The organism is Streptomyces sp. NPDC002276 (assembly GCF_053891435.1).
Window position 1 is genome coordinate 165,857 of record NZ_JBSFCQ010000013.1, and the last position, 21,735, is coordinate 187,591.

The following is a 21,735-nucleotide window of genomic DNA, read 5'->3' on the forward strand; positions in this document are numbered from 1 at the left end:
ACCTGGGGCGATGCCCCGGAAAGGGTGGTCGGTGATGGAGGCCGCGTTCGGGGTCCTGGGGCCGGTGACGGCCTGGGACGGTGCCGGGGACGTGATCGCGCTGAGGGGGCCGCGACACCGGGCGGTGCTGGCGCGGCTGCTCGTGGCCCGGCGCCGGGTCGTCCCGGTCGGGCGGCTGGCCGAGGACCTGTGGGCGGGCCGGGAGGAGCCGCCCGCCGACGCGGTGGGCGCGGTGCGCACCTTCGTCGCCGCGCTGCGCCGGTCCCTGGAACCGGAGCGTCCGCCGCGCGCTCCGGCCCGGCTGCTGGTCACCGAGGGGCCGGGGTACGCGCTGCGGGCCGCGCCGGATGCCGTGGACGCGTGGCGCTTCGAGCGTGCGGTGACCGCCGCCGGGGCGCTGCCGGAGGAACGGGCGCTGGCCCACCTGGAGGAGGCGCTCGGCTGGTGGCGGGGCCCGGCCTACGCCGACTTCGGCGCCGAGACCTGGGCCCGCGCGGAGCGCTCACGCCTCGCCGAGCTACGCCTGCACGCCGTCGAACGCCGGGCCGAGACCCAACTCGCCCTGGGCCGGGCCGCGGAGGCGGTGCCGGACCTGGACGCGCACGCGGCCGAACACCCGTGGCGCGAGAACGCCTGGCGACTGCTGGCACTGTCCCTGTACCGCACCGGCCGCCAGGGCGACGCCCTCGCCGTACTGCGCCGGGCCCGCACCCTCCTCGTGGAACAACTCGGCGCGGACCCGGGCCCGGCCCTGCGCCACCTGGAGTCGGACATCCTCACGCATGCTCCGCACCTCGGCATCGGGCCTGGCAATTCGCAGGAACAGGCGCAGGTGATCAGCAGCCCACACGAACAAGGCCGGTCGCCGGCGGGCAGCGGCCCCGCGGAGCGGGTATGGGCAGCCGCCACCGCCGCCTACGACCGGACCGTGGCAGTCGGTGCCCGGGTGCGGCTGGAGTCGACGGTGGGGTTGCTGCGGGATCTCGCGGTGACCGGTGGCGGTGGGCTGGAGGCGGCTCGCGGGCATCGGCTCGCGGCGATCGCGGCGGCGGCCGAGCTGGGCGATCCGGAGCTGACCGCCCGGGTGATCGGCGCCTACGACGTCCCGGCGATCTGGACCCGGGTCGACGACCCCCGGTTGGCGGCGGAGACCGTGGCCGCCGCCGAGCGCACCCTTGCCGAACTCCCGCCGGACGCTCATCTCGCGGTGCGGGCGCGGCTGTTGGCCACGGTCGCTCTGGAGTCACGGGGTTCCCGTTCCGCGCGGGGGCCCCAGGCCGCCCGCCAGGCGGAGGGCATCGCCCGTCGGCTCAACGACCCCGCGCTCCTGGCCTTCGCCCTCAACGGGGTGTTCATGCAGACCTTCCACCGCACCGGTCTCGCGCCGCAACGGGACGGGATCGGGGCCGAGTTGGTCGACCTCTCCGCCCGGCACGGCCTCGTCACCCACGAAGTGCTCGGCCATCTCGTACGGCTCCAGGCTCGTAGCGCCCTCGCCGACTTCGGCGGAGCGGACCTGCACGCGGCAGCCGCCGAGGAACTGGCGGAGCGTCATGAACTGCCGCTGGTGGGCGTGTTCACCCAGTGGTATCGGGTGGTGCGGCTCGCCGAGAGCGGCAGTGCGCGGCCGGAGGACGTGGCGGCGGCCTACCGGGACGCGGCGCTGCGGCTGGTCGGAGCCGGTATGCCGGGGCTGGAACACGGGCTGCTGCCGCTGGCCCTGCTGTGTCTGCGGGTGCGGCTCGGGCGGCCCGCCCAGACCGACGAGCACATCGACTGGGGGCCGTACGCACCGTGGGCCCGGCCGCTCGTGTCGCTGGCCCAGGGACGGCCCGACGACGCCAGGACCGCGCTGCGTTCGCTTCCGGAGCCGCCGCGTGACCTGCTGTTCGAGGCGCTGTGGTGCCTGGCCGCGCGGGCGGCGCTCGCCGTGGGCGACCGGGAGACGATGAAGCGCGCACAGGCCGAACTGGCGCCCGCCGCAGCCGAGTTGGCCGGGGCGGGAAGTGGCCTGCTCACGCTGGGCCCCGTCGCGCGATGTCTCGACGATCTCGCCGCAGCGCTACGGGGCCCTCGGTGAGCGGGAGTTCGCGTCAGTCGCCGACCTGGACCACCGTCGTGGCCCCGGCCCGGACCGTCGGTGTCGCGTAGGTGTAGGTCACGCCGTGGACCGTCTTCACGCGCACGTGCTGCTGGACGCCGTTGACCTTGATCTTCTTGTGGACGCCGACGAAACGGGCCTCCCAACTGTAGGAGCCCTTGCGGGAGTTGTTCGTCAGCGTGGTCTTCGTGGCGCCGTCGTGCCGCACGGTGACCGTACCCGTGCCGATGGGGACGTCCGCCGCCTGGAGCCACTTCATGCCGGTCGGCAGCTGCGACTGGGTGGTCACCTTGCGGTCCGGTGCGTCCGGTGTGATGCCCATCAGGCCCTGGATGGTCTGGCTGACCAGGGTGAACGACACCTCGGGGTAGTCGCCGTTCGGGCCCTGGCTGGAGTTGATGTGCTGGGTCTCCCGCTCGCCGTAGATCTTCCGCATCCACTGCCAGGCGGTGTCGGGGCGGTTGTTCTTGAAGAACATGTCGGGCAGGTAGGTCGTGGACTCGATGTTGGGTGAGCCCTGCGGTCCCAGTTCCTGCTGCTGGATGTAGTCGAGGTAGGCGTCGTTGCGCGGGCCGGGGTCGATGATCTGCTTCATCGGCATGAAGACGCTGTTCTCCTTGCCCCAGCCGGTGACCGGGGTGCCGGAGACGGTGTAGGCGCGGACCATGTCGGCGCCGCTGCCGGTGCCGCTCCAGGTGTCGTTGAAGTACGTCTTCAGGTCGGCGGCCTTCTTGTCGTAGGTCTTCGCCAGCTTGGTGTCGCCCTTGCCGCGGGCGAGCACGGCCATCGCCAGGTAGGCCTGGTACTCGGTGGCGATGGTGTCGCCGGCCTCGGCGAGGTCGTCGCCGTCCTGTTCGTTGTAGCTGGCGGCACCCGCGAAGATGCCCTGTCCGGTGCCCTCGGCGACCTTGACCTTGCCGTTGTCCTTGGCGGAGTTGTGCAGGTCGATGAACTGCTCGGTGGCGTGCCGGTAGAAGTTCCACAGCACCGGGTCGTCGACGTATCTGCGGTCACCGGTCCAGAGGTAGGCCTGGGCGGCCTTCTCGACGAGTTCGAAGGTGGCCGGCACCTCGCGGACGAAGTTGTCCGGGCTCTTGTAGTCGATGCTGAGGTAGGTCTTGGCGTCGAAGTTGAGGGACCAGACCGGGAAGTACTTGCTCTCGGCGGTGGCCGACGCCGCGTACGAGCGGAGCATGGTCTCGTTCTCGGTGTCGAGGCCGATGAGGTGGGCGCCGGCGAGCTGGTGGGTCATGTCGCGGGAGTAGTAGGCGCTGCGGTTGGCGTATCCGGCCCAGTAGGTGGGCTCGTAGGTCGCGGTTCCGGTGCCGCCGGTCTGGTACTCGTCGACGTTGACCGGGCCCACCGTGCCGGGCAGTTGGACCCAGCTGTTGGCCTTCTTCTGCGCCCAGGCGAACATCTCGACCACCGAGGGGTCGGACGAGGTGACCTTGGGGTCGGCGGGCGCGGCGGGCGAGATCATCAGATCGTCGGCGTTGACCCAGGAGGTGCCGGAGCCGAATTCGATCTCCAGCCGGTCGCCGGTCCTCAGCTTGACGTCGCTGATGGTGTAGCGGGCATATCCGGGGTGCTGCGGCAGGGTGATGGTCCCCACGGTCACGCCGTTGCGCCGGACCGTGTACGTGCCGCCGGTACCGGCGCTGCCGATCCAGGCGGAGAAGTCGTAACTGCCGTCGCGGGGCGCGACGATGGTCGTCTCCCCGCTCTTTCCGGCTCCGGAGTCGAGGTAGAGGAAGCGCTGGCCGCCGTGCCGGTTGCCGGTACCGACTCCGGCGCCCGAGGTGAAGGTCCAGCCCACGCCGCCGTTCTCGAACCCGGGGTCGGGGATGGCGAGTTGGGGGCGGGGTGCGGCGGAGGCGGTGGCCGACAGAGCGGGAGCCATCGGTGCGAGCAGGGCAACAGCGGTGAGCAGCATGAGCCTTGAGGGCTTCATCGGGTCTCCCGGGTCTTCGGTCACTGCGGGATGGGCGCCGCGTGGTGGCCGGAAAGCTAGCAGGGGCCGAAGTGGCGATTCAATGGTCATGCGCAAGAAACATGGAAGACATGCAGTTTCGCTGCTATGTTGCGCGGGAGGTCGGACTGAAAGTTTTCATCGGACTGTTGCAAGTCGGGGCGGAGGGAACCGTATGAAGGTCGGCATCACCGAGGTCGCGGACCGGGCGCAGGTGAGCGAGGCCACGGTCAGCCGGGTCATCAACCGGCGCCAGGGCGTGTCCCGCAGGACCCGCGAAGCCGTCGAGCAGGCGATGGCCGACCTCGGCTACGAGCGGCAGACGCGGGGGCAACTCGTCGCGGTCGTCACGGAGTTGGTCTCCAACCCGTTCTTCGCCGATGTCGCCGAGCGCATCGAGTCGGTGCTCGCCCCGCACGGTCTGAAGACGGTGCTGTGCCCGTGTTTCCCGGGCGGGGTCCAGGAGTTGGACTTCGTGACCTCCCTCGCGGACCGGGGTGTGGCCGCCGTGGTCTTCCTCTCGGCCAGCAACACGATCGAGGGCGCGGATCCGCAGGCGTACGAACTCCTCACCTCCCGCAGGATCCCGTTCGTGGGGATCAACGGCCGGTTCGAGGGCGTGAGCGAGGCACCCGTCTTCTCCACCGACGATCTGCTCGCGGCCGAACTCGCCGTGGACCACCTCCACCGACTCGGCCACCGTCGGATCGGCATGGCGTCGGGGCCAGTTGGCAACCGTCCGGCCGACCGGCGGGTCAGCGGCTTCGTCGCCTCGCTCGCCAAGCGCGGGGTCGAGGACGCGGAGCAGTGGGTGGTCCGGCAGTCGTACACCGTGGAGGGCGGTCAGTCCGCCGCGATCTCGCTGCTCGGCCGCGGCGCGACGGCGATCGTCGCCGCCAGCGACTACATGGCGCTGGGCGCGATCCGCGGCGCGCGCCGGCAGGGGTACGACGTCCCGGGCGATGTGTCGGTCGTGGGCTACGACGGCTCCATGATCATGGACTTCGTCGACCCGCCGCTCACCACGGTCCGGCAACCTGCCGACCGGCTGGCCTCGGAGGCGGGCCGCAGCGTCCTCGCCCTGGTCGGCAACCGTGATGTCCCCGTCGGCGAGCTGCTCTTCGACCCCGAGCTGGTGATCCGCGCGAGCACGGCGGCGCCCAAGGCGTGAACTCCCTTGCTCGTCCGGACCATTGACCTAGAGGTCGGATCTATAGACACTCCAGTCGGAGTTCGACCGGAGCGAACCGGCCGCAACTCCGTTTATTCATCGGGTGTTTGATGACTCATGAATGCTCCGGAGGGGCTATGTCTCGATCTCGGTTCGTGTTTCTTGGGGTGGCGCTCGCGCTGCTCTTCGGCGGCGGAGGTCCCGTCGCCGCGGCGTCGGGAGCGACGCCCGCGCCGGCGGTGGTGCGGGTCGACGCGTACGGCGCCGACCCGACGGGCCGGACGGACTCCACGCCCGCCGTCGTCGCGGCGCTGCGGCACGCGAAGAAGGTCGATCACGGGCGGCCGGTCAGGATCGTCTTCTCCAGGGGGACCTATCAGCTCTACCCCGAGCGGGCCGAGACGCGTGAGCTGTATGTCTCCAACACCGTTGGCGCCGACCAGCGTTACCGGGACAAGAAGATCGGGCTACTGATCGAGGACATGCACGACGTCACCGTCGACGGCGGTGGCGCGAAGCTCGTCTACCACGGTCTACAGACGGCGTTCGCGTCGATCCGCTCGACCGATGTGACGTTCCAGAACTTCTCGTTCGACTACGCGGCCCCCGAGGTCATCGACGCGACCGTCGCGAACGCCGGTGTCAGCGACGGGCACGCCTACCGCGTGCTGTCGATCCCGGCAGGCAGCCCGTACCAGGTGAACGGCACGCACATCACCTGGCTCGGCGAGAAGAGCCCGGCCACCGGACAGCCGTACTGGCAGGGCGAGGACGGACTCCAGTACACCCAGATCCACGACCCCAAGGCGCAGAAGACCTGGCGCGGGGACAACCCCCTCTTCAACGACGTCTCCAAGGTCACCGACCTCGGCAACCGCAGGATCCGCATCGACTACACGACCGCGGCACAGCCGTCGGACGCCGGTCTCGTCTACCAGATGCGCCTGATCGAGCGGACCGAACCGGGCGCCTTCATCTGGCAGTCCAAGAACGTCACGATGCGCTCGATGAACGCCTACTACCTCCAATCCTTCGGTGTGGTGGGCCAGTTCAGCGAGAACATCACCATCGACAAGGTGAACTTCGCGCCCGATCCCCAGTCCGGCCGCTCCACGGCCTCCTTCGCGGACTTCGTGCAGATGTCCGGCGTCAAGGGCAGGGTCTCCATCACCCGGAGCCTCTTCGACGGCCCGCAGGACGACCCGATCAACATCCACGGCACCTACCTCGAAGTGGTCGGACAGCCGGGTCCGAACACCCTCACCCTCGCCTACGAACACCCGCAGACCGCCGGGTTCCCGCAGTTCGCCCCGGGTGACGAGGTCGAGTTCACCACCCAGCGCACGATGACCCCGGTGGCGGACCCGCACGCGAAGGTCACGGCCGTGGACGGCCCGAGCGGCATGGACCACGACAAGCCGCTCACGACGATGAACGTCACCTTCGACCGGCCGGTGCCCGCCGGGGTGCAGATCGGCGGCACGGTCGTCGAGAACATCACGGCCACCCCGTCGGTCGTCATCTCCGGCAACACGTTCCGCGACGTGCCGACGCGCGGCATCCTGGTCACCACCCGCAAGCCCGTCCTGATCAGCGGCAACCACTTCGACGCGATGTCCATGGCGAGCATCTACGTCTCCGCCGACGCCTACCAGTGGTTTGAGTCCGGCCCGGTGGCCCACCTGACGATCCGCGACAACTCCTTCACCCGCCCCACCGGTCCCGTCATCTTCGTGGAACCCACCAACCAGGTCGTCGACCCGGCGAACCCGGTGCACCACGACATCGCGGTCGAGGGCAACTCCTTCGACATCGGTGACGTGACGGTCGTCAACGCCAAGAGCGTCGGCGGCTTCGCCTTCACCGGCAACACGGTCCGCCGCCTGGCCGCACCGGACGAGCCGCCGTACACCTCCCCGCTCTTCGTCTTCCACGGCAGTACGGGCATCAAGATCGCCCACAACCACTACGACAAGGGCCTCAACACCTCGGTGGTCTCGGACTGAGGGAATCCCCGCCCGCCGTGCGCCGTTGTGCCACGCGTCAGACTCCGCACGCACACCAAGGAGGCCGAGCGTGTACGGCGACTCAGCAACGGTCCGCGAGATCCTCACCGAGTCCGGTGACACCTGGGCGGTCGTGGGCCTGTCCTCGAACCGGTCCCGCGCCGCGTACGGCGTCGCGGAGGTGCTGCGGCGCTTCGGCAAGCGCGTCGTCCCGGTCCACCCCAAGGCGGAGACGGTGCACGGCGAGCAGGGGTACGCCTCGCTCGCTGACATCCCCTTCGAGGTCGACGTCGTCGACGTGTTCGTCAACAGCGATCTCGCCGGGGCGGTCGCGGACGAGGCGGTCGCCAAGGGCGCGAAGGCGGTCTGGTTCCAGCTCGGCGTGATCGACGAGGCCGCCTATGAGCGGACCCGGGCAGCGGGCCTGGAGATGGTGATGGACCGCTGCCCCGCGATCGAGATCCCTAGGCTCGGCCACGGTTGAGGCGGAGACAGTAAGAAGAGACCGTAAGAAGCCTGTGTGCATGTCAAAGAAGACTTCGAAGACAAGCAAAATTTCAGGCAACGGACTTCTGCAAGAATTCATTCATTCCTAGCCTGAGGCCTCCCGTCCGTTAAGCATGCGTGCTGACTTCGAGAGGCCTCTTGACATGGTGAGCGTTGACCAGTCCGTTCCGGAGGCCACCAGGGATCCGAGCGGTCTGCGGAGGGACGTCGGCCTGATCGGGCTGACATGGGCGTCAGTCGGCTCGATCATCGGCTCCGGCTGGCTGTACGGCGCGCACGACGCGGTCATCCAGGCCGGACCCTCGGCGATCATCTCGTGGGTGATCGGCGCGGTCGCGATCGTGCTGCTCGCGCTGGTGCACGCCGAACTCGGCGGCATGTTCCCGGTCGCGGGCGGTACGGCCCGCTACCCGCACTACGCGTTCGGCGGCCTCGCGGGCATGTCGTTCGGCTGGTTCTCCTGGCTCCAGGCCGCGACCGTGGCGCCGATCGAGGTCGAGGCCATGATCGGTTACGCCGGTCACTGGTCGTGGGCGAAGCACTTCCAGCACTCCGACAAGACCCTGACGACCAGCGGTCTGCTGGTGGCGATCGTGCTCATGGCGGTCTTCGTCGCCGTGAACTTCTTCGGCGTACGGGTGCTCGCGCACACCAACAGCGCCGCGACCTGGTGGAAGATCGCCGTTCCGCTGGGCGCGATCTTCATCGTGGCCGCGAGCAACTTCCACCCCGCCAACTTCCACTCGGAGGGCTTCGCGCCCTTCGGCGCCAAGGGCGTGCTCACCGCGATCAGCACCAGCGGCATCATCTTCGCGCTGCTCGGCTTCGAGCAGGCCATCCAACTGGCGGGCGAGAGCCGCAACCCGAAGCGCGACCTGCCGCGCGCCACGCTCGGCTCGGTCGCGATCGGCGCCGTCATCTACGTCCTGCTCCAGGTGGTGTTCATCGCCGCACTGCCGCACAGCACCTTCGCCAACGGCTGGGGCCACCTCGCGTTCAAGGGCGACAGCGGCCCGTGGGCCGGTCTGACGACTCTGATCGGCCTCGGCTGGCTGGCCTGGATCCTCTACCTGGACGCGATCATCTCCCCCGGCGGCACCGGCCTGATCTACACCACGGCCACCTCACGCGTCTCCTACGGCCTGGCGAAGAACGGCTACGCCCCCAAGCTCTTCGCGAAGACCGACGCGCGCGGTGTGCCGTGGTTCGGCCTCATCATGTCGTTCGTGACCGGCGTGATCTGCTTCCTGCCGTTCCCCAGCTGGCACAAGCTGGTCAGCTTCATCACCTCGGCGAGCGTGCTGATGTACGCGGGCGCTCCGCTGGCCTACGGCGTCTTCGCCGACAAACTGCCGCGCCTGGAACGCCCGTACCGGCTGCCGGCGGGCAAGGTGATCTCCCCGCTGTCGTTCGTGGTCGCCAACTTGATCATCTACTGGGCGGGTTGGGACACCCTGTGGCGGCTCGGCCTGGCGATCCTGCTCGGCTACCTCCTGCTCGGCGGCTACGCCTACTACGCCCACAGCAACAACCTGCCGGACGCGCCCCGACTGGACTTCAAGGCCGCGCAGTGGCTGCCGGTCTATCTGCTGGGCATGGGCCTGGTCTCCTGGCAGGGCGGCTTCGGCGGCCAGGGCAACATCCCGCTGTGGTGGGACATCCTGCTCATCGCCGCCTTCTCCCTCGGCATCTACTACTGGGCCAAGGCGACTTCGTCCACGGTCGAGGACATCGAGCGCAGCATCGACGAGGTCGTGATCACGGACGCGCCCGCGCACTGATCCGACCCTCCTCACGCACGTTCCGAACCGGCCGCCGTCCAGGCGGCCGGTTCTCGGTTGTCGGAACACCGTCATACTGGACCGGTGACTTTCGCGTCCCCCCACACCAACTCACCGTCCATTCCCCGCTTTCCGGTCGTCGTCGTGGGCGCCGGCCCCGCCGGGCTCACCGTCGGCAACATCCTGCGCGCGGCGGGAGTCGACTGTCTGGTCCTGGAGACCGAGACCAGGGAGTTCATCGAACAGCGCCCCCGGGCCGGGGTCATCGAAGAGTGGGCCGTCCGCGGCCTTGAGCAACGCGGCCTCGCCCAGAACCTGTTGGAACGGGCACAGAGGCACACCCAGTGCGAGTTCCGCTTCGGCGGGCAGCGACATCGGTTCTCCTACACGGAGTTGACGGGGCATCACCACTACGTCTATCCACAGCCGTTGCTGGTGACGGACCTGGTGCGGGAGTACGCGGACGTGCGCGGCGGCGAGATCCGCTTCGGTGTGCGGGACGTCGAACTGCACGACCTGGACACCGACCGCCCGACGGTGTCGTACACCGACGAAACCGGTCAACGGCAGCTCGTGCACGGGGACTTCGTCGCGGGCTGCGACGGTGCGCGCGGGGTGAGCCGGGCCGCGATACCCCCGGAGCGGGCCCGCACCGCGCGGCACGACTACGGCATCGGCTGGCTCGCGCTGCTCGCCGAGGCACCGCCGTCCTCGGACTGCGTCCTGTTCGGGGTCCATCCGCGCGGCTTCGCCGGGCACATGGCACGCAGCCCCGAAGTCACCCGCTACTACCTCGAATGCCCGCCCGGCGACGACCCCGCCGACTGGCCGGACGACCGCGTCTGGTCGGAGTTGCAGCACCGGCTCGCCGCGACCGGCGCCCCGCCGCTGACCGAGGGCCGGTTGATCGAGAAGCGCGTGCTCGACATGCACAACTACGTTGTCGAACCCATGGTGTTCGGCCGGCTCTACCTCGCGGGCGACGCGGCCCACCTCACCGCGCCCATCGCCGCGAAGGGAATGAACCTCGCCCTGCACGACGCGTTCCTGCTCGGTGACGCGCTCGTCGCGCACCTCACGAGGGGCGAATCGGCGGGGCTGGGCGACTACTCCGAGGCCTGTCTGGGCCGGGTCTGGGAGTACCAGGAGTTCTCCCGGTGGCTCTCCGAGGTCTACCACGGCGCCTCGTCCGGCGACCCGTATCTCGCGGGCACGACCCTCGCCCGACTGCGCCGGGTCTTCCAATCCCCTTCCGCGGGGCTCGCGTTCGCGGAGTCGTACCTCGGCAAGGACCCGGCCGGCTGACGGAGCGTCAGTCGTGCGGCGGGCGGTCGCTCAGCCGGTGGTCCGCCACGTTCAACGCCTCGTCGACGAGCCGTCGTAGATGACCGTCGCTCAGTGCGTAGATGACCCGGCGGCCCTCCTTGCGCGTGGTCACCAGGCCCGCGAGACGCAGCCGCGCCAGGTGCTGGCTGACGGCAGGGCGGGCCGCGTCGCACGCCTCCGTGAGCGTGGTGACGTCGGACTCACCCGCCGTCAGGGCGTGGAGGAGGGTCAGCCGGGTGCGGTCACCGAGGAGGGCGAGGAGTTCGGCGGCCAGGGCGAACTGTTCCTCGCCCGGGGTACGCGGATGCGCATCGTGCGCAGGTGATAGGTGCATGCGTGCGCTCATACGCACATAATGGTCCCGTGGGCGCCGTACGTCCACCCGCGCACCGGAAGGGGACGCACGTGAGCGACCAGCACCACCACACCCATGATCACGAGCACCATCACCACCACTCCCCCAAGGGCGTCCGACACCTCTTCACTCCCCACTCCCACGAGACCGCCGACAAGCTCGACTCCGCCCTGGAGTCCTCGGCCCGCGGTATGCGCGCCCTGTGGGTGTCGCTCGCGGTGCTCGGCGCGACGGCGCTGGCGCAGGCGGTCGTGGTCGTGATGTCCGGGTCGGTCGCGCTGCTCGGCGACACGGTGCACAACGCGGCGGACGCGCTGACCGCCGTACCGCTGGGCATCGCGTTCGTGCTCGGCCGCCGCGCGGCGACCCGGCGCTTCACCTACGGCTACGGCCGGGCCGAGGATCTGGCCGGTATCGCGATCGTGCTGACGATCGCCGCGTCCGCGGCCTTCGCGGCCTGGGCGGCGGTGGACCGACTGCTCGATCCGCGGCCCGTCACGCATGTCATGGCGGTCGCGGGGGCCGCGCTGGCCGGTTTCGTCGGCAACGAGTGGGTGGCCAGGTACCGGATCCGGGTCGGGCGGGAGATCGGCTCGGCCGCGCTGGTCGCCGACGGACTGCACGCCCGTACCGACGGGTTCACCTCGCTGGCCGTGCTGATCGGCGCCGCCGGTTCGGCGCTGGGGTGGCAACTCGCCGATCCCCTCGTGGGGTTGGCGATCACCGCCGCCATCGCGCTGGTGCTGCGGGACGCGGCGCGCGAGGTGTTCCGGCGCGTGATGGACGCCGTCGATCCCGAACTCGTGGACCGGGCCGAGCACGCCGTGCGGGAGGTCCAAGGGGTGCGCGGAGTGGGCGAGTTGCGGCTGCGCTGGATCGGGCACCGACTGCGCGCCGAGGTGTCGGTCGTGGTGGACGGGGAGGCGACGGTACGGCAGGCCCACGCGGTCGCCGTGGCGGCGGAACACGCGCTGCTGCACGCGGTACCGCGGCTCACCGCGGCCCTGGTGCACGCCGATCCGGCGCCGGTGCCGGGCGAGCCGGATCCGCACGGGGAGTTGGCCCACCACCACAGCATGGCCTGAGGTCAGGCGACCCCGAGACCTTCGAGTACGACAGCGCCCGGAAGTTCCGCGAACGCCTTGCCGGGGACGAGGAGTTTGCCGCGCCGGCGTCCGCTGCCGACCAGGACGTAGGGCAGGTCGACCACGGCCGAGTCCACCAACACCGGCCAGTCGGCGGGGAGTCCGATGGGGGTGATGCCGCCGTACTCCATGCCGCTCTCGCCGGTAGCCGTGTCCATCGACGCGAACGAGACCTTGCGGGCGCCGAGTTGGCGGCGGACCAGGCCGTTGACGTCGGCGCGGGTGGTGGACAGGATCACGCAGGCGGCGAGCGTGGTCTCGCCGCCGCGCTTCCCGGCCACGACCACGCAGTTCGCGGACCGCTCCAGCAGCTCCCGGCCGTAGCGCTCGACGAAGGCGGCGGTGTCGGCCCACTCCGGGTCGGTGTCGACGTAGACGATCTGGTCGGCGGGGACGGTGCTGGGCCAGCCGCGCACGGCCTCGGCGACCGGGCGGATCAGTTCGTCGAGGCAGTCGGGGGCGGGAGTGGCGTGGTCGAAGTGTCCGATGGGTGCGTGCATGACGGCACGTTAACAGTCGTACGGCGGCCGTTCACGGGGTGTCGCGGTGGACCGGCGGGACGGACACCGCCATCACCATCTCCATCGGTACAGCGCCCCGATTCCCGTATGTGTGCGGGGTGTTGGCCTCGAAGGTGGCGCTCGCGCCGGCCGGGACGAGGTGGTCCTCGCCGTCCACGGTGAGGGTCAGTTCGCCGGTGGTGACATGGACGAGTTCGACGGTGCCGGTGGGGTGGGGCTCGGAGGGGCTGCTCTCCCCCGGCATCAGCCGCCAGTCCCACATCTCCAGCGGTCCGGGCGCCTCGGTGCCGGCGAGGAGGCGGTTGTAGCTGCCGGCCTCGGTGTGCCACAGCCGGACGGCCCGGTCGGCGGGGACGATGCGGACCTTCGGGCCCTGTTCGTAGTCGAGCAGGGTGGTGATGCTGACCCCGAGGGCGTCACCGATCTTGACGACCGTACCGATGCTGGGATTGGTGCGGGCCTGCTCGATCTGGATGAGCATGCCCCGGCTGACGGCGGCCCGCGCGGCCAGTACGTCCAGGGTGAAGCCGCGCACCGAGCGCCAGTGCTTGACGTTGCGCGCCAGGGACTGGTTCAGCAGGTCGAGGTCCGACACGTTCCGTCCATACCTTCAGTTCAATATTATGGATGACAGGGTTCACTTCACTGAACTACGATGTGGTGCACCCGATCGTTCACCGAACTGTACTGCGAGGCACCCCGTGACAGCATTCTTCGCCCTGGCCACCAGCCTCCTGTGGGGACTGGCCGACTTCGGCGGAGGTCTGCTCACTCGAAGGTCCCCGGCGCTGACGGTCGTCGTCGTGTCACAGGGGATCGCGGCGGTCGTGCTCGGGGCGGTCGTGGTCGCCACCGGGGGCTGGAGCGAGGCCGGGCCGCGCCTGTGGTTCGCGTTCGCGGCGGGGCTGGTGGGACCGATCGCGCTCCTCTCCTTCTACAAGGCGCTCGCGCTGGGCCCGATGGGCGTCGTCTCACCGCTCGGCACGCTGAGCGTGGCCGTGCCGGTCGGTCTCGGGCTGTTCCTCGGGGAGCGGCCCGGGCTGACGCAGCTGGCGGGGATCGCGGTCGCGGTCACCGGAGTCGTCCTGGCGGGCGGCCCGCAGTTGCGGGGCGCGCCCGTGCAGCGGCGGACCATCCTGCTGACGCTGATCGCCGCGCTCGGTTTCGGCACGGTGTTCGCGCTGATCGCGGAGGCGTCCACCAACGTCACCGGCCTCTTCCTCTCGCTGTTCGTGCAGCGGGTGACGAGTGTGGCCACGGGCGGGGCCGCGCTCTGCGTCTCCGTGCGGCGGGGCGGGACCGCGCTCCCGGAGGGCGGCTTCCGCTGGGCCTCGCTGTCGGCGCTGGGCTTCGTGGGGCTCGCCGATGTCGCGGCCAACGGGACGTACTCGATCGCCGCGCAGCACGGGCCGATCACCGTGGCGGCTGTCCTCGCCTCGCTCTATCCGGTTGTCACGTCGCTGGCCGCGCGCGGCTTCCTGAGCGAGCGACTGCGGGCGGTTCAGGCGGCGGGGGCTGGGCTCGCGCTGGTGGGGACGTTGTTGCTGGCCACGGGGTGAGCGCCGCTCAGGCTTCGGCGTCCAGTTCCGCCAGCCGCGCGATCGTGTCGTCGTCGAGTTCGGCGAGCCGCGCCGCGGTCTCCTCGTCCAGGCCCGCGAGCGCGTTCAGCTGGTCCGGGGTGACGCCCTCGGGGATCGGCACCGGCGCGGGCGTCCGCAGCGGCGGCTGCCAGCCCTCCGCCGGAGTCCACCGTCGTACGACGCGTGCGGGCGCGCCCGCCACCACGGCATGGTCGGGCACGGTGCCCCGGACCACCGCACCGGCCGCCACCACCACGTTCCGGCCGATCCGCGCGCCCGGCAGGATCACCGCGCCGGTGCCGATCCAGCAGCCCGGGCCGATCTCGACGGGCTCCATGCGCGGCCACTGCTTGCCGATGGGCTCGTGCGGGTCGTCGTAGGAATGGTTCGTGGAGGTGACGTAGACGTACGGCCCGAAGTAGCAGTCACTGCCGATGGTGACCGTCGTGTCGGCGATGACATGGCTGCCGCGGCCGAGGACGACGCCGTCGCCGAGGCGCAGGATCGGGTCGGGGCCGAGGTCGAGGTCGGGCATCAGGCCCGCGGTGAGGGTGACTTGTTCGCCGACGATGCAGTGGGCGCCGAGATGGATCCAGGGTTCGCCGAAGACCGTGCCCAGCGGGAAGGCGAGTCTGGTACCTGTTCCCATCGCGCCGAAGCGGAACCGTCCCGGGTGTGCGGCGGTCACAGAGCCCGTGCGCTGCACCCAGGCCCAGCCCGCGTGGACAGCGCGTTGCGCGAGGTGGCGGCGCCATTCTGAGAACGTGTTCTTGCGCTTGGGCACCCGCTCACGGTACTCAGCGTGAGCCGCACCCATGAGGTCCGGCCGCTGTGATCTTCGCCCTACCCGATGACGTACCGTGCGGGTGTCTCCGACGGTTGGGAGGGTCTTATGACGCACAGGGCGTTGATCGTAGGTATTGGTGGCAGGGAGCCGGAGGTCGATGAGTCGGCGTTCGTGGCTCCTACGGCGTCCCTGATCGGGGCCGTGACGCTGTCTGCGGGGGCGAGTGTCTGGTACGGGGCCGTGTTGCGCGGTGACGTCGAGCGGATCGTCATCGGGGCGAGCAGCAATATCCAGGACAACTGCACGCTGCACGCCGATCCCGGGTTTCCCGTGACCGTCGGGGAGCGGGTGTCCGTGGGGCACAACGCCGTTGTGCACGGGGCGACCGTTGAGGACGATTGCTTGATCGGGATGGGGGCTACGGTGCTCAACGGGGCGGTGATCGGGGCGGGTTCGCTCGTTGCCGCGCAGGCGTTGGTGCCGCAGGGGATGGTTGTGCCGACGGGGTCACTGGTCGCGGGGGTGCCGGCGAAGGTACGGCGCGAGCTCACCAGTGAGGAACGTGAGGGGTTGACCCTCAACGGGACCATGTATGCGGAGTTGGCCAAGGCGCATCGCGAAGTGCATCAGTAGACCGGCTGGCGGGTGCGGGTCGTTTGTGGCTGGTCGCGCAGTTCCCCGCGCCCCTGTTTACTCGGCGGCGTTGACTGGCTCGGGTTCCTTTTTCGCCGCGTTCATCTTCTGCGCCTTGCGCCTCACCATCAACATCGAGGCCAGGCCCACCAGTACCGCCGCTGCCAGGCCGAAGTACGAGAAGCGCTTCAGCCAGTCCTCGGCGACGATGCCCACGTAGTAGACGACTGCCGTGGTGCCGCCTGCCCAGATGATTCCGCCGAGGAGGTTGGCGATCAGGAACTTCCAGTAGGGCATGTGCAGTACGCCCGCGAGCGGCCCGGCGAAGATGCGGAGCAGGGCGATGAAGCGACCGAAGAAGACGGCCCACATGCCCCACTTCTCGAACGACCGCTCCGCGGTGGCCACATGGCCCTCGCTGAAGTGTCTGGGGAACTTGTCGGCGAGCCAGGCGAGCAGCGGGCGTCCGCCCTTGCGGCCGATCGCGTAGCCGATGGAGTCGCCGATCACCGCGCCGAGGCTGGCGCAGGCGCCGAGGATGACCGGGTTGATGCCGGAGTGCTGGGAGGAGAGCAGCGCCGCCGAGACCAGGACGATCTCGCCCGGCAGCGGGATGCCCAGGCTCTCCACCCCGATGACCAGCGCCACCAAGGCGTAGACGGCCACTGGGGGAACCGTGTCGAGCCATTCCTGGACGTGCAACGCCGGTCCTCCCGAGTTCGCGTACCGCCTTGCCTGCGCGCGCCGCGCAAAAGGGCGCACTCCGGGAAGGGTACCGCTCGCCGTCACGGGCCGACGCCCCGCCGATCGAGCGCATCGGAACCGCTCCGTTACCTACTGAGCGGGCAGAAAGGGCTCCCACTCCCCTCAATTCACTTAAGGTAGCCTTGCCTAAGTTGGCCGGTTTCCGGAGGGTGGCTGGTGGGAGCAGGGGAACTGTCTGGGCGGGATGTCCTGACGCGCTCGGTCAAGGGACAGATGCGGCGCGTCGCTCTCGGCTCGGCGCTCGGATGCGTGCACCAACTGGGGGAAGCCCTGGTGCCGGTGCTCATCGGCGTCGTCATCGATCAGGCCGTCGCCGGTCAGAACGCGGGGCGGCTCGCGCTCTGGCTCGGCGTGCTGGCCTTCATGTACGTGACGCTGTCGTGGAGTTTCCGGCTCGGCGCCAAGGCCGGTGAGCGCGGGGCCGAAGAGGCCGCGCACACACTGCGGTTGGCGATCGTGGGCCGGGTGCTCGATGCGCGCGGCGGTGCCGAGGACGGGCGGCTGCCCGGTGAGCTGGCCAATGTCGCCACCGAGGACGCCAAGCGGGTCGGCGCGGTCAACATGGCGCTGATGAGCGGGATTTGGGCCGTCGCGGGAGTCGCGGTGAGTGCCGTCGCGCTGCTGCTGATCTCGGTGACGCTCGGGCTGATCGTGCTGCTGGGCACGCCTGTTCTGCTGTGGCTGGGGCATCTGCTGTCCAAGCCGCTGGAGCGGCGCAGCGAGGCCGAGCAGGACCGGGCCGCCCATGCCTCGGGCGTGGCCGCCGACCTGGTGGCCGGGCTGCGGGTGTTGAAGGGTCTCGGCGCGCAGCGGGCCGCCGTCGAGCGGTATCGGCGGACCAGTCGTATCTCCCTTGCCGCCACGCTGCGTTCGGCGCGTGCCGAGTCCTGGCAGACCGGGCTCGTGCTCGCGCTCACCGGTGGGTTCATCGCGCTGATCGCCCTGGTGGGCGGGCGGCTCGCCCTCAACGGGTCTCTCACGTTGGGGCAGTTGGTGTCGGCGGTGGGGCTCGCGCTGTTCCTGCTGGGGCCGTTGGAGACGTTCGCGTGGGTCAACGCCGAGCTGGCGCAGGGCCGGGCCTCGGCCGCCCGGGTCGCGGAGGTGCTCGCCACCGGGCACGCCGTCGTGGACGGCGACGACCCGGTCACCGAACCCGTGCGCGGCGAACTGCGGCTGCGGGGCGTACGACTCGGCGGCCTCGACGGTGTCGATCTCGACCTGCGCGCGGGGCGGTTGACCGGCATCGCGGTGACGGATCCGGCCGGAGCCGAGGCGCTGTTGCGCTGTCTGGGCCGGGAGACCGACCCCGAGTCGGGCTCGGTGGAGCTGGACGGTGTGCCGCTGACTCGGCTGGATCCGACGGGACTTCGGGCGGCGGTGCTGGTCGCCGCCCATGACGCGGCCCTGTTCGAGGGCTCGTTGGCGGCCAACGTGACTCCGGAGGAGGAGTCCGCGAGCGCGGCGGCCGACCTCCGTACCGAGCAGGCCATGGCCGCCGCCCGTGCCGACGAGGTCGCCGAGTCCCTGCCGTACGGGACCGCCACCGGTGTCGGCGAGGGCGGCCGGTCGCTGTCGGGCGGGCAGCGTCAACGCGTGCTGCTGGCACGGGCGTTGCGGGCCGGGCCGTCCGTCCTGGTCGTGCACGATCCGACGACCGCCGTCGACACGGTGACCGAGGCACGGATCGCGGAGGGGCTGCGCGAGTTCCGGCAGGGCCGCACCACGATCGTCGTGACCAACAGCCCGGCACTTCTCGCCGTCACCGACCACGTGATCCTCCTCGACGCCGGACGCGTCGGCGCCGAGGGCACCCACGCGGAGCTGGTGCGGACCGACGCGACCTACCGGACGGCGGTGCTGGCATGACGACGACGGACGACATACGGACAGACTCCGAAGCCCTACGGACGGACTCCGACCGTGCGCTGCTCCCCACCGCCACGCCCGCCCGTACCCGTGCCGCGGTCCGTGAACTGCTGCGTCCGCAGCGGGGGTTGGCCTTCGCCGGGTTCGGGCTGATGGTGGTCGCCACGGCCGTCGGGCTGCTCACCCAGCCGCTGCTGGGCCATATCGTCGACGTGGTCACCGAGCGCCGCTCCCCCGACGCGCTCACACTGCCCGTGGTCGCGCTGGCCGGGGTCGCCGTGGTCCAGGGCGTGACGACCGCGCTGGGCATGTCGCTGGTGTCCCGGCTCGGTGAGACCGCGCTCGCGCGGCTACGCGAACTGTTCGTCGAGCGGGCCCTGTCGCTGCCCCTGGACCGGATCGAGAAGGCCGGCTCCGGCGACCTCAACTCCCGTGTGACGCGGGACGTTTCACGGGTCGCGGACGCGGTGCGCGGCGCGCTGCCCGAACTGGCGCGGTCCGCGCTGTCGATCGTTCTGACGTTGGGCGCGCTCGCCCTGCTCGACTGGCGGTTCCTGCTCGCCGCGCTGATCGCCGTGCCCGTGCAGGCGCACACCGCCCGCTGGTATGTGCGCAACGCCGTTCCCCTGTACGCCAAGGAGCGCATCGCGACCGGCACCCAGCAGCAGCAGTTGCTGGACACCATCGGCGGGGCGCGGACCGTACGGGCGTACCGGCTACAGAAGGGGCACACCCGGCAGGTCACCGAACGCTCGCGCGCGGCCGTGGAGTTGACGATGAGCGGGGTGCGGCTGATGCTGCGCTTCTACAGTCGGCTGCACATCGCCGAGTATCTGGGGCTGTCCGCCGTCCTGGTCACCGGGTTCCTGCTGGTGCGCGACGGTTCCGCCTCGGTCGGTACGGCCACCGCGGCCGCGCTCTACTTCCACAGTCTCTTCGGTCCGGTCAACACCGCGCTGGTGCTGCTGGACGACGCCCAGTCGGCAACTGCCGGACTGGCCCGGCTCGTTGGTGTCGTGGACGAGCCCGCGCCGGTGGTCGCCGGACACGCGGACGACCGTACGACCGCGGCCGGACCCCCGTCCGTGACGCTGACCGGTGTCTCGCACTCCTACGTGCCGGGCCGCCCGGTGCTGCACGACGTCGACCTGGAGATCCGGCCCAAGGAGCGGGTCGCGCTGGTCGGGACGACCGGTGCGGGCAAGACGACGCTCGCCAAGCTGGTCGCGGGGCTGCACCGCCCGCAGGCGGGCCGGATCGACGTCGGCGGCGAAGAGCCGGACGAGGCAGGGCAGTTGGTCGGGCTCGTCACGCAGGAGGTCCACGTCTTCGCCGGGCCGCTCGTCGACGATCTGCGGCTGGCCCGCCCCGACGCGCACATCGAGGAACTGCGGGAGGCGCTCGACACGGTGGGCGCGCTCGGCTGGGCCGAGGCGCTGCCGGAGGGCCTGGACACGGTCGTGGGCGACGGCGGTCACCGGCTGACCGCCGACCGCGCCCAGCAACTCGCCCTGGCCCGGCTGCTGTTGGCCGACCCGCCGGTCGTAGTGCTCGACGAGGCCACGGCGGAGGCGGGCAGTTCGGGCGCCCGCCAGCTCGACGAGGCCGCCGAACAGGCCCTGCGCGGCCGTACCGCACTCGTCGTGGCGCACCGGCTGAGCCAGGCCGCCTCCGCGGACCGGGTGGTCGTCCTCAGCGACGGCCGGGTCGTGGAGAACGGCACGCACGACGAACTCCTCGCCGCCCAGGGCCAGTACGCCGCTCTCTGGCAGGCCTGGTCCGACAGCCGTTCCTCCGGCACCCCCTGAACCCGTCACCCCCCGCCGTACCCATCGCGACGAACAGAAGGATCATCCGATGCCCCGCGCCACCAGAGCCTCCCGGCTGTCCGGCCTGCTCGCCTCCGTACTCCTGCTGGCCGTCACGGCGGTGGGCTGCGGTTCCTCCGACTCCGGTTCCGACACGTCCTCTTCAGAGACGGCGGGTTCGGAGGCGAAGGTCTCCGCCGACGCGTTCCCCGTGACGATCGCCCACAAGTTCGGCAGTACGACGATCAAGTCCGAGCCCAAGCGCATCGTCACCGTCGGTCTCACCGACCAGGACGCCGTCCTCGCCCTCGGCAAGGTGCCGGTCGGCACGACCGAGTGGCTCGGCGGCTACAAGGGTGCCATCGGCCCGTGGGCCACGGACAAGCTGGGGAGTTCGCCCGCGCCGACCGTCCTCAAGGACACCGGCACCGGCCCCCAGGTGGAGAAGATCGCCGCCCTGAAGCCCGATCTGATCCTCGCCGTCTACTCGGGCCTGACCAAGGCCCAGTACCAGAGCCTGTCGCAGTTCGCGCCGGTCGTCGCCCAGCCGAAGGCCTACAACGACTACGGCGTGCCGTGGCAGCAGCAGACCGAGGAGATCGGCCAGGCGCTCGGCAAGGCCGACGAGGCCAAGACCCTGGTGGCGGGCGTCGAGGCCAAGTTCACCGCGGCCGAGAAGGCCAACCCCGCCTTCGCCGGCGCCTCCGCCGTCATGGCCACCCCGTACGAGGGCGTCTTCGTCTACGGCAGCCAGGACCCGCGCTCCCGGCTCCTGTCCGACTTGGGCTTCTCGCTCCCGAAGGACCTCGACAAGGTCATCGGGGACACGTTCGGCGCCAACATCAGCAAGGAGCGCTACGACCTGCTCGACCAGAAGGTCGCCGTGTGGATCGTGCCGGACACCACCACGGCCGTCACCAAGCTGCACGACGACAAGATCTACGGCGACCTGAACGTGGTGAAGCAGGGCCGCGAGGTCTTCATCAAGGAGACCAGTGACTACGGCAACGCGGTATCCCTGTCTACTGTGTTGAGCATCCCCTACGTCCTGGACCGCCTGGTGCCGCAGCTCGCGGCGGCGGTGGACGGCAAGACGTCGACGAAGGTGGAGCAGCCCGCATCCTGACCCAAGTGAAGGGGGCCGGTCCGAGTTCACGACTCGGACCGGCCCCCCTTTCGTGTGCTCAGGCCCCGTCGACCAGGCTCTTGGGCCGCATGTCCGTCCAGTTGGTCTCGATGTGGTCCAGGCACTCCTGCCGGGCGGCGGGCCCGTGCGCGACCGTCCAGCCGGCCGGTACGTCCACGAAGTCGGGCCACAGGCTGTACTGGCCCTCGTCGTTGACGAGGACGGAGTAGACGCCTTCGGGGTTCTCGAACGGGTTGCTCATGTCAGGGCTTCCTTGCCTTTCGTGCG

General features: G+C 70.4%; 19 protein-coding genes. 12 read left to right on the top strand and 7 right to left on the bottom strand.

Features of this window, described 5'->3' with window-relative positions; translation table 11 throughout:
• Positions 1-34 precede the first annotated feature (34 nt).
• Entirely contained in the window at positions 35-2,080 is a 2,046-nt protein-coding gene (locus ACWIHT_RS30275; RefSeq protein ID WP_456171559.1) for an AfsR/SARP family transcriptional regulator, read from the top strand.
• Between the two features lie 13 nt (positions 2,081-2,093).
• Here the strand turns inward: ACWIHT_RS30275 and ACWIHT_RS30280 are convergent, their stop codons facing one another.
• The gene (locus ACWIHT_RS30280; RefSeq protein WP_456171453.1) at positions 2,094-4,052 is read right to left on the bottom strand and encodes a hypothetical protein; all 1,959 of its coding nucleotides are present in this window, start codon (positions 4,050-4,052) and stop codon (positions 2,094-2,096) included.
• Between the two features lie 193 nt (positions 4,053-4,245).
• On the opposite strand from ACWIHT_RS30280, the gene ACWIHT_RS30285 reads away from it, so the two are divergent.
• The 5 genes from ACWIHT_RS30285 to ACWIHT_RS30305 all read left to right on the top strand — a co-directional run bounded on the left by ACWIHT_RS30285 (position 4,246) and on the right by ACWIHT_RS30305 (position 10,840).
• The gene (locus tag ACWIHT_RS30285) at positions 4,246-5,241 is read left to right on the top strand and encodes a LacI family DNA-binding transcriptional regulator (protein ID WP_456171454.1); all 996 of its coding nucleotides are present in this window, start codon (positions 4,246-4,248) and stop codon (positions 5,239-5,241) included.
• 137 nt (positions 5,242-5,378) lie between these two features.
• Entirely contained in the window at positions 5,379-7,247 is a 1,869-nt protein-coding gene (locus tag ACWIHT_RS30290) for an alpha-1,3-galactosidase-related protein (protein WP_456171455.1), read from the top strand.
• Between the two features lie 70 nt (positions 7,248-7,317).
• Positions 7,318-7,731, top strand: a complete 414-nt coding sequence (locus ACWIHT_RS30295) for a CoA-binding protein (protein WP_456171456.1) — start codon at positions 7,318-7,320, stop codon at positions 7,729-7,731.
• Between the two features lie 166 nt (positions 7,732-7,897).
• The gene (locus ACWIHT_RS30300; RefSeq protein WP_456171457.1) at positions 7,898-9,535 is read left to right on the top strand and encodes an APC family permease; all 1,638 of its coding nucleotides are present in this window, start codon (positions 7,898-7,900) and stop codon (positions 9,533-9,535) included.
• Between the two features lie 84 nt (positions 9,536-9,619).
• Positions 9,620-10,840 carry a 4-hydroxybenzoate 3-monooxygenase gene (locus ACWIHT_RS30305; RefSeq protein ID WP_456171458.1) on the top strand — a complete coding sequence of 407 codons (1,221 nt, stop codon included), beginning with the start codon at positions 9,620-9,622 and terminating at the stop codon, positions 10,838-10,840.
• Between the two features lie 7 nt (positions 10,841-10,847).
• Here the strand turns inward: ACWIHT_RS30305 and ACWIHT_RS30310 are convergent, their stop codons facing one another.
• Positions 10,848-11,207 carry an ArsR/SmtB family transcription factor gene (locus ACWIHT_RS30310; RefSeq protein WP_456171459.1) on the bottom strand — a complete coding sequence of 120 codons (360 nt, stop codon included), beginning with the start codon at positions 11,205-11,207 and terminating at the stop codon, positions 10,848-10,850.
• A gap of 59 nt (positions 11,208-11,266) precedes the next feature.
• Between ACWIHT_RS30310 and ACWIHT_RS30315 the strand changes: the two genes are divergently transcribed.
• Positions 11,267-12,301, top strand: coding sequence for a cation diffusion facilitator family transporter (locus tag ACWIHT_RS30315; RefSeq protein ID WP_456171460.1), 1,035 nt, complete (start codon positions 11,267-11,269; stop codon positions 12,299-12,301).
• A gap of 2 nt (positions 12,302-12,303) precedes the next feature.
• Here the strand turns inward: ACWIHT_RS30315 and ACWIHT_RS30320 are convergent, their stop codons facing one another.
• Positions 12,304-12,861 carry a YbaK/EbsC family protein gene (locus ACWIHT_RS30320; RefSeq protein WP_456171461.1) on the bottom strand — a complete coding sequence of 186 codons (558 nt, stop codon included), beginning with the start codon at positions 12,859-12,861 and terminating at the stop codon, positions 12,304-12,306.
• Between the two features lie 31 nt (positions 12,862-12,892).
• On the bottom strand, positions 12,893-13,477 hold the full coding sequence (locus ACWIHT_RS30325) for a helix-turn-helix domain-containing protein (RefSeq protein ID WP_456171462.1): 585 nt from the start codon (positions 13,475-13,477) through the stop codon (positions 12,893-12,895).
• Between the two features lie 106 nt (positions 13,478-13,583).
• On the opposite strand from ACWIHT_RS30325, the gene ACWIHT_RS30330 reads away from it, so the two are divergent.
• The gene (locus ACWIHT_RS30330; protein ID WP_456171463.1) at positions 13,584-14,441 is read left to right on the top strand and encodes an EamA family transporter; all 858 of its coding nucleotides are present in this window, start codon (positions 13,584-13,586) and stop codon (positions 14,439-14,441) included.
• 7 nt (positions 14,442-14,448) lie between these two features.
• Here the strand turns inward: ACWIHT_RS30330 and ACWIHT_RS30335 are convergent, their stop codons facing one another.
• Positions 14,449-15,246: an acyltransferase gene (locus tag ACWIHT_RS30335; protein ID WP_307783061.1), complete on the bottom strand. Its 798-nt coding sequence runs from the start codon at positions 15,244-15,246 to the stop codon at positions 14,449-14,451.
• 108 nt (positions 15,247-15,354) lie between these two features.
• Here ACWIHT_RS30335 and ACWIHT_RS30340 point away from each other — a divergent pair, with 108 nt between their 5' ends.
• Entirely contained in the window at positions 15,355-15,882 is a 528-nt protein-coding gene (locus ACWIHT_RS30340; RefSeq protein WP_456171464.1) for a gamma carbonic anhydrase family protein, read from the top strand.
• A gap of 57 nt (positions 15,883-15,939) precedes the next feature.
• On the opposite strand, the gene ACWIHT_RS30345 is transcribed toward ACWIHT_RS30340, so the two are convergent.
• The gene (locus tag ACWIHT_RS30345; RefSeq protein WP_456171465.1) at positions 15,940-16,584 is read right to left on the bottom strand and encodes a DedA family protein; all 645 of its coding nucleotides are present in this window, start codon (positions 16,582-16,584) and stop codon (positions 15,940-15,942) included.
• 276 nt (positions 16,585-16,860) lie between these two features.
• Here ACWIHT_RS30345 and ACWIHT_RS30350 point away from each other — a divergent pair, with 276 nt between their 5' ends.
• The 3 genes from ACWIHT_RS30350 to ACWIHT_RS30360 are packed head-to-tail and all read left to right on the top strand — an operon-like array spanning position 16,861 to position 21,447.
• Positions 16,861-18,513: an ABC transporter ATP-binding protein gene (locus tag ACWIHT_RS30350; protein ID WP_456171466.1), complete on the top strand. Its 1,653-nt coding sequence runs from the start codon at positions 16,861-16,863 to the stop codon at positions 18,511-18,513.
• The gene (locus tag ACWIHT_RS30355) at positions 18,510-20,321 is read left to right on the top strand and encodes an ABC transporter ATP-binding protein (RefSeq protein WP_456171467.1); all 1,812 of its coding nucleotides are present in this window, start codon (positions 18,510-18,512) and stop codon (positions 20,319-20,321) included. The genes ACWIHT_RS30350 and ACWIHT_RS30355 overlap by 4 nt, the downstream gene beginning before the upstream one ends.
• A gap of 49 nt (positions 20,322-20,370) precedes the next feature.
• The gene (locus tag ACWIHT_RS30360; RefSeq protein ID WP_456171468.1) at positions 20,371-21,447 is read left to right on the top strand and encodes an iron-siderophore ABC transporter substrate-binding protein; all 1,077 of its coding nucleotides are present in this window, start codon (positions 20,371-20,373) and stop codon (positions 21,445-21,447) included.
• Positions 21,448-21,505: 58 nt separating this feature from the next.
• Here the strand turns inward: ACWIHT_RS30360 and ACWIHT_RS30365 are convergent, their stop codons facing one another.
• Positions 21,506-21,709: an MbtH family protein gene (locus ACWIHT_RS30365; protein WP_456171469.1), complete on the bottom strand. Its 204-nt coding sequence runs from the start codon at positions 21,707-21,709 to the stop codon at positions 21,506-21,508.
• Positions 21,710-21,735: the final 26 nt, after the last annotated feature.

What these genes read in the sequence shown, in the direction of transcription:
- ACWIHT_RS30275 (WP_456171559.1), top strand. Translation starts at nt 35, where the DNA reads ATGGAGGCCGCGTTCGGGGTCCTGGGGCCGGTGACGGCCTGGGACGGT.
- ACWIHT_RS30280 (WP_456171453.1), bottom strand. Translation starts at nt 4,052, where the DNA reads ATGAAGCCCTCAAGGCTCATGCTGCTCACCGCTGTTGCCCTGCTCGCA.
- ACWIHT_RS30285 (WP_456171454.1), top strand. Translation starts at nt 4,246, where the DNA reads ATGAAGGTCGGCATCACCGAGGTCGCGGACCGGGCGCAGGTGAGCGAG.
- ACWIHT_RS30290 (WP_456171455.1), top strand. Translation starts at nt 5,379, where the DNA reads ATGTCTCGATCTCGGTTCGTGTTTCTTGGGGTGGCGCTCGCGCTGCTC.
- ACWIHT_RS30300 (WP_456171457.1), top strand. Translation starts at nt 7,898, where the DNA reads ATGGTGAGCGTTGACCAGTCCGTTCCGGAGGCCACCAGGGATCCGAGC.
- ACWIHT_RS30310 (WP_456171459.1), bottom strand. Translation starts at nt 11,207, where the DNA reads ATGAGCGCACGCATGCACCTATCACCTGCGCACGATGCGCATCCGCGT.
- ACWIHT_RS30320 (WP_456171461.1), bottom strand. Translation starts at nt 12,861, where the DNA reads ATGCACGCACCCATCGGACACTTCGACCACGCCACTCCCGCCCCCGAC.
- ACWIHT_RS30340 (WP_456171464.1), top strand. Translation starts at nt 15,355, where the DNA reads ATGACGCACAGGGCGTTGATCGTAGGTATTGGTGGCAGGGAGCCGGAG.
- ACWIHT_RS30350 (WP_456171466.1), top strand. Translation starts at nt 16,861, where the DNA reads ATGCGGCGCGTCGCTCTCGGCTCGGCGCTCGGATGCGTGCACCAACTG.
- ACWIHT_RS30355 (WP_456171467.1), top strand. Translation starts at nt 18,510, where the DNA reads ATGACGACGACGGACGACATACGGACAGACTCCGAAGCCCTACGGACG.
- ACWIHT_RS30360 (WP_456171468.1), top strand. Translation starts at nt 20,371, where the DNA reads ATGCCCCGCGCCACCAGAGCCTCCCGGCTGTCCGGCCTGCTCGCCTCC.
- ACWIHT_RS30365 (WP_456171469.1), bottom strand. Translation starts at nt 21,709, where the DNA reads ATGAGCAACCCGTTCGAGAACCCCGAAGGCGTCTACTCCGTCCTCGTC.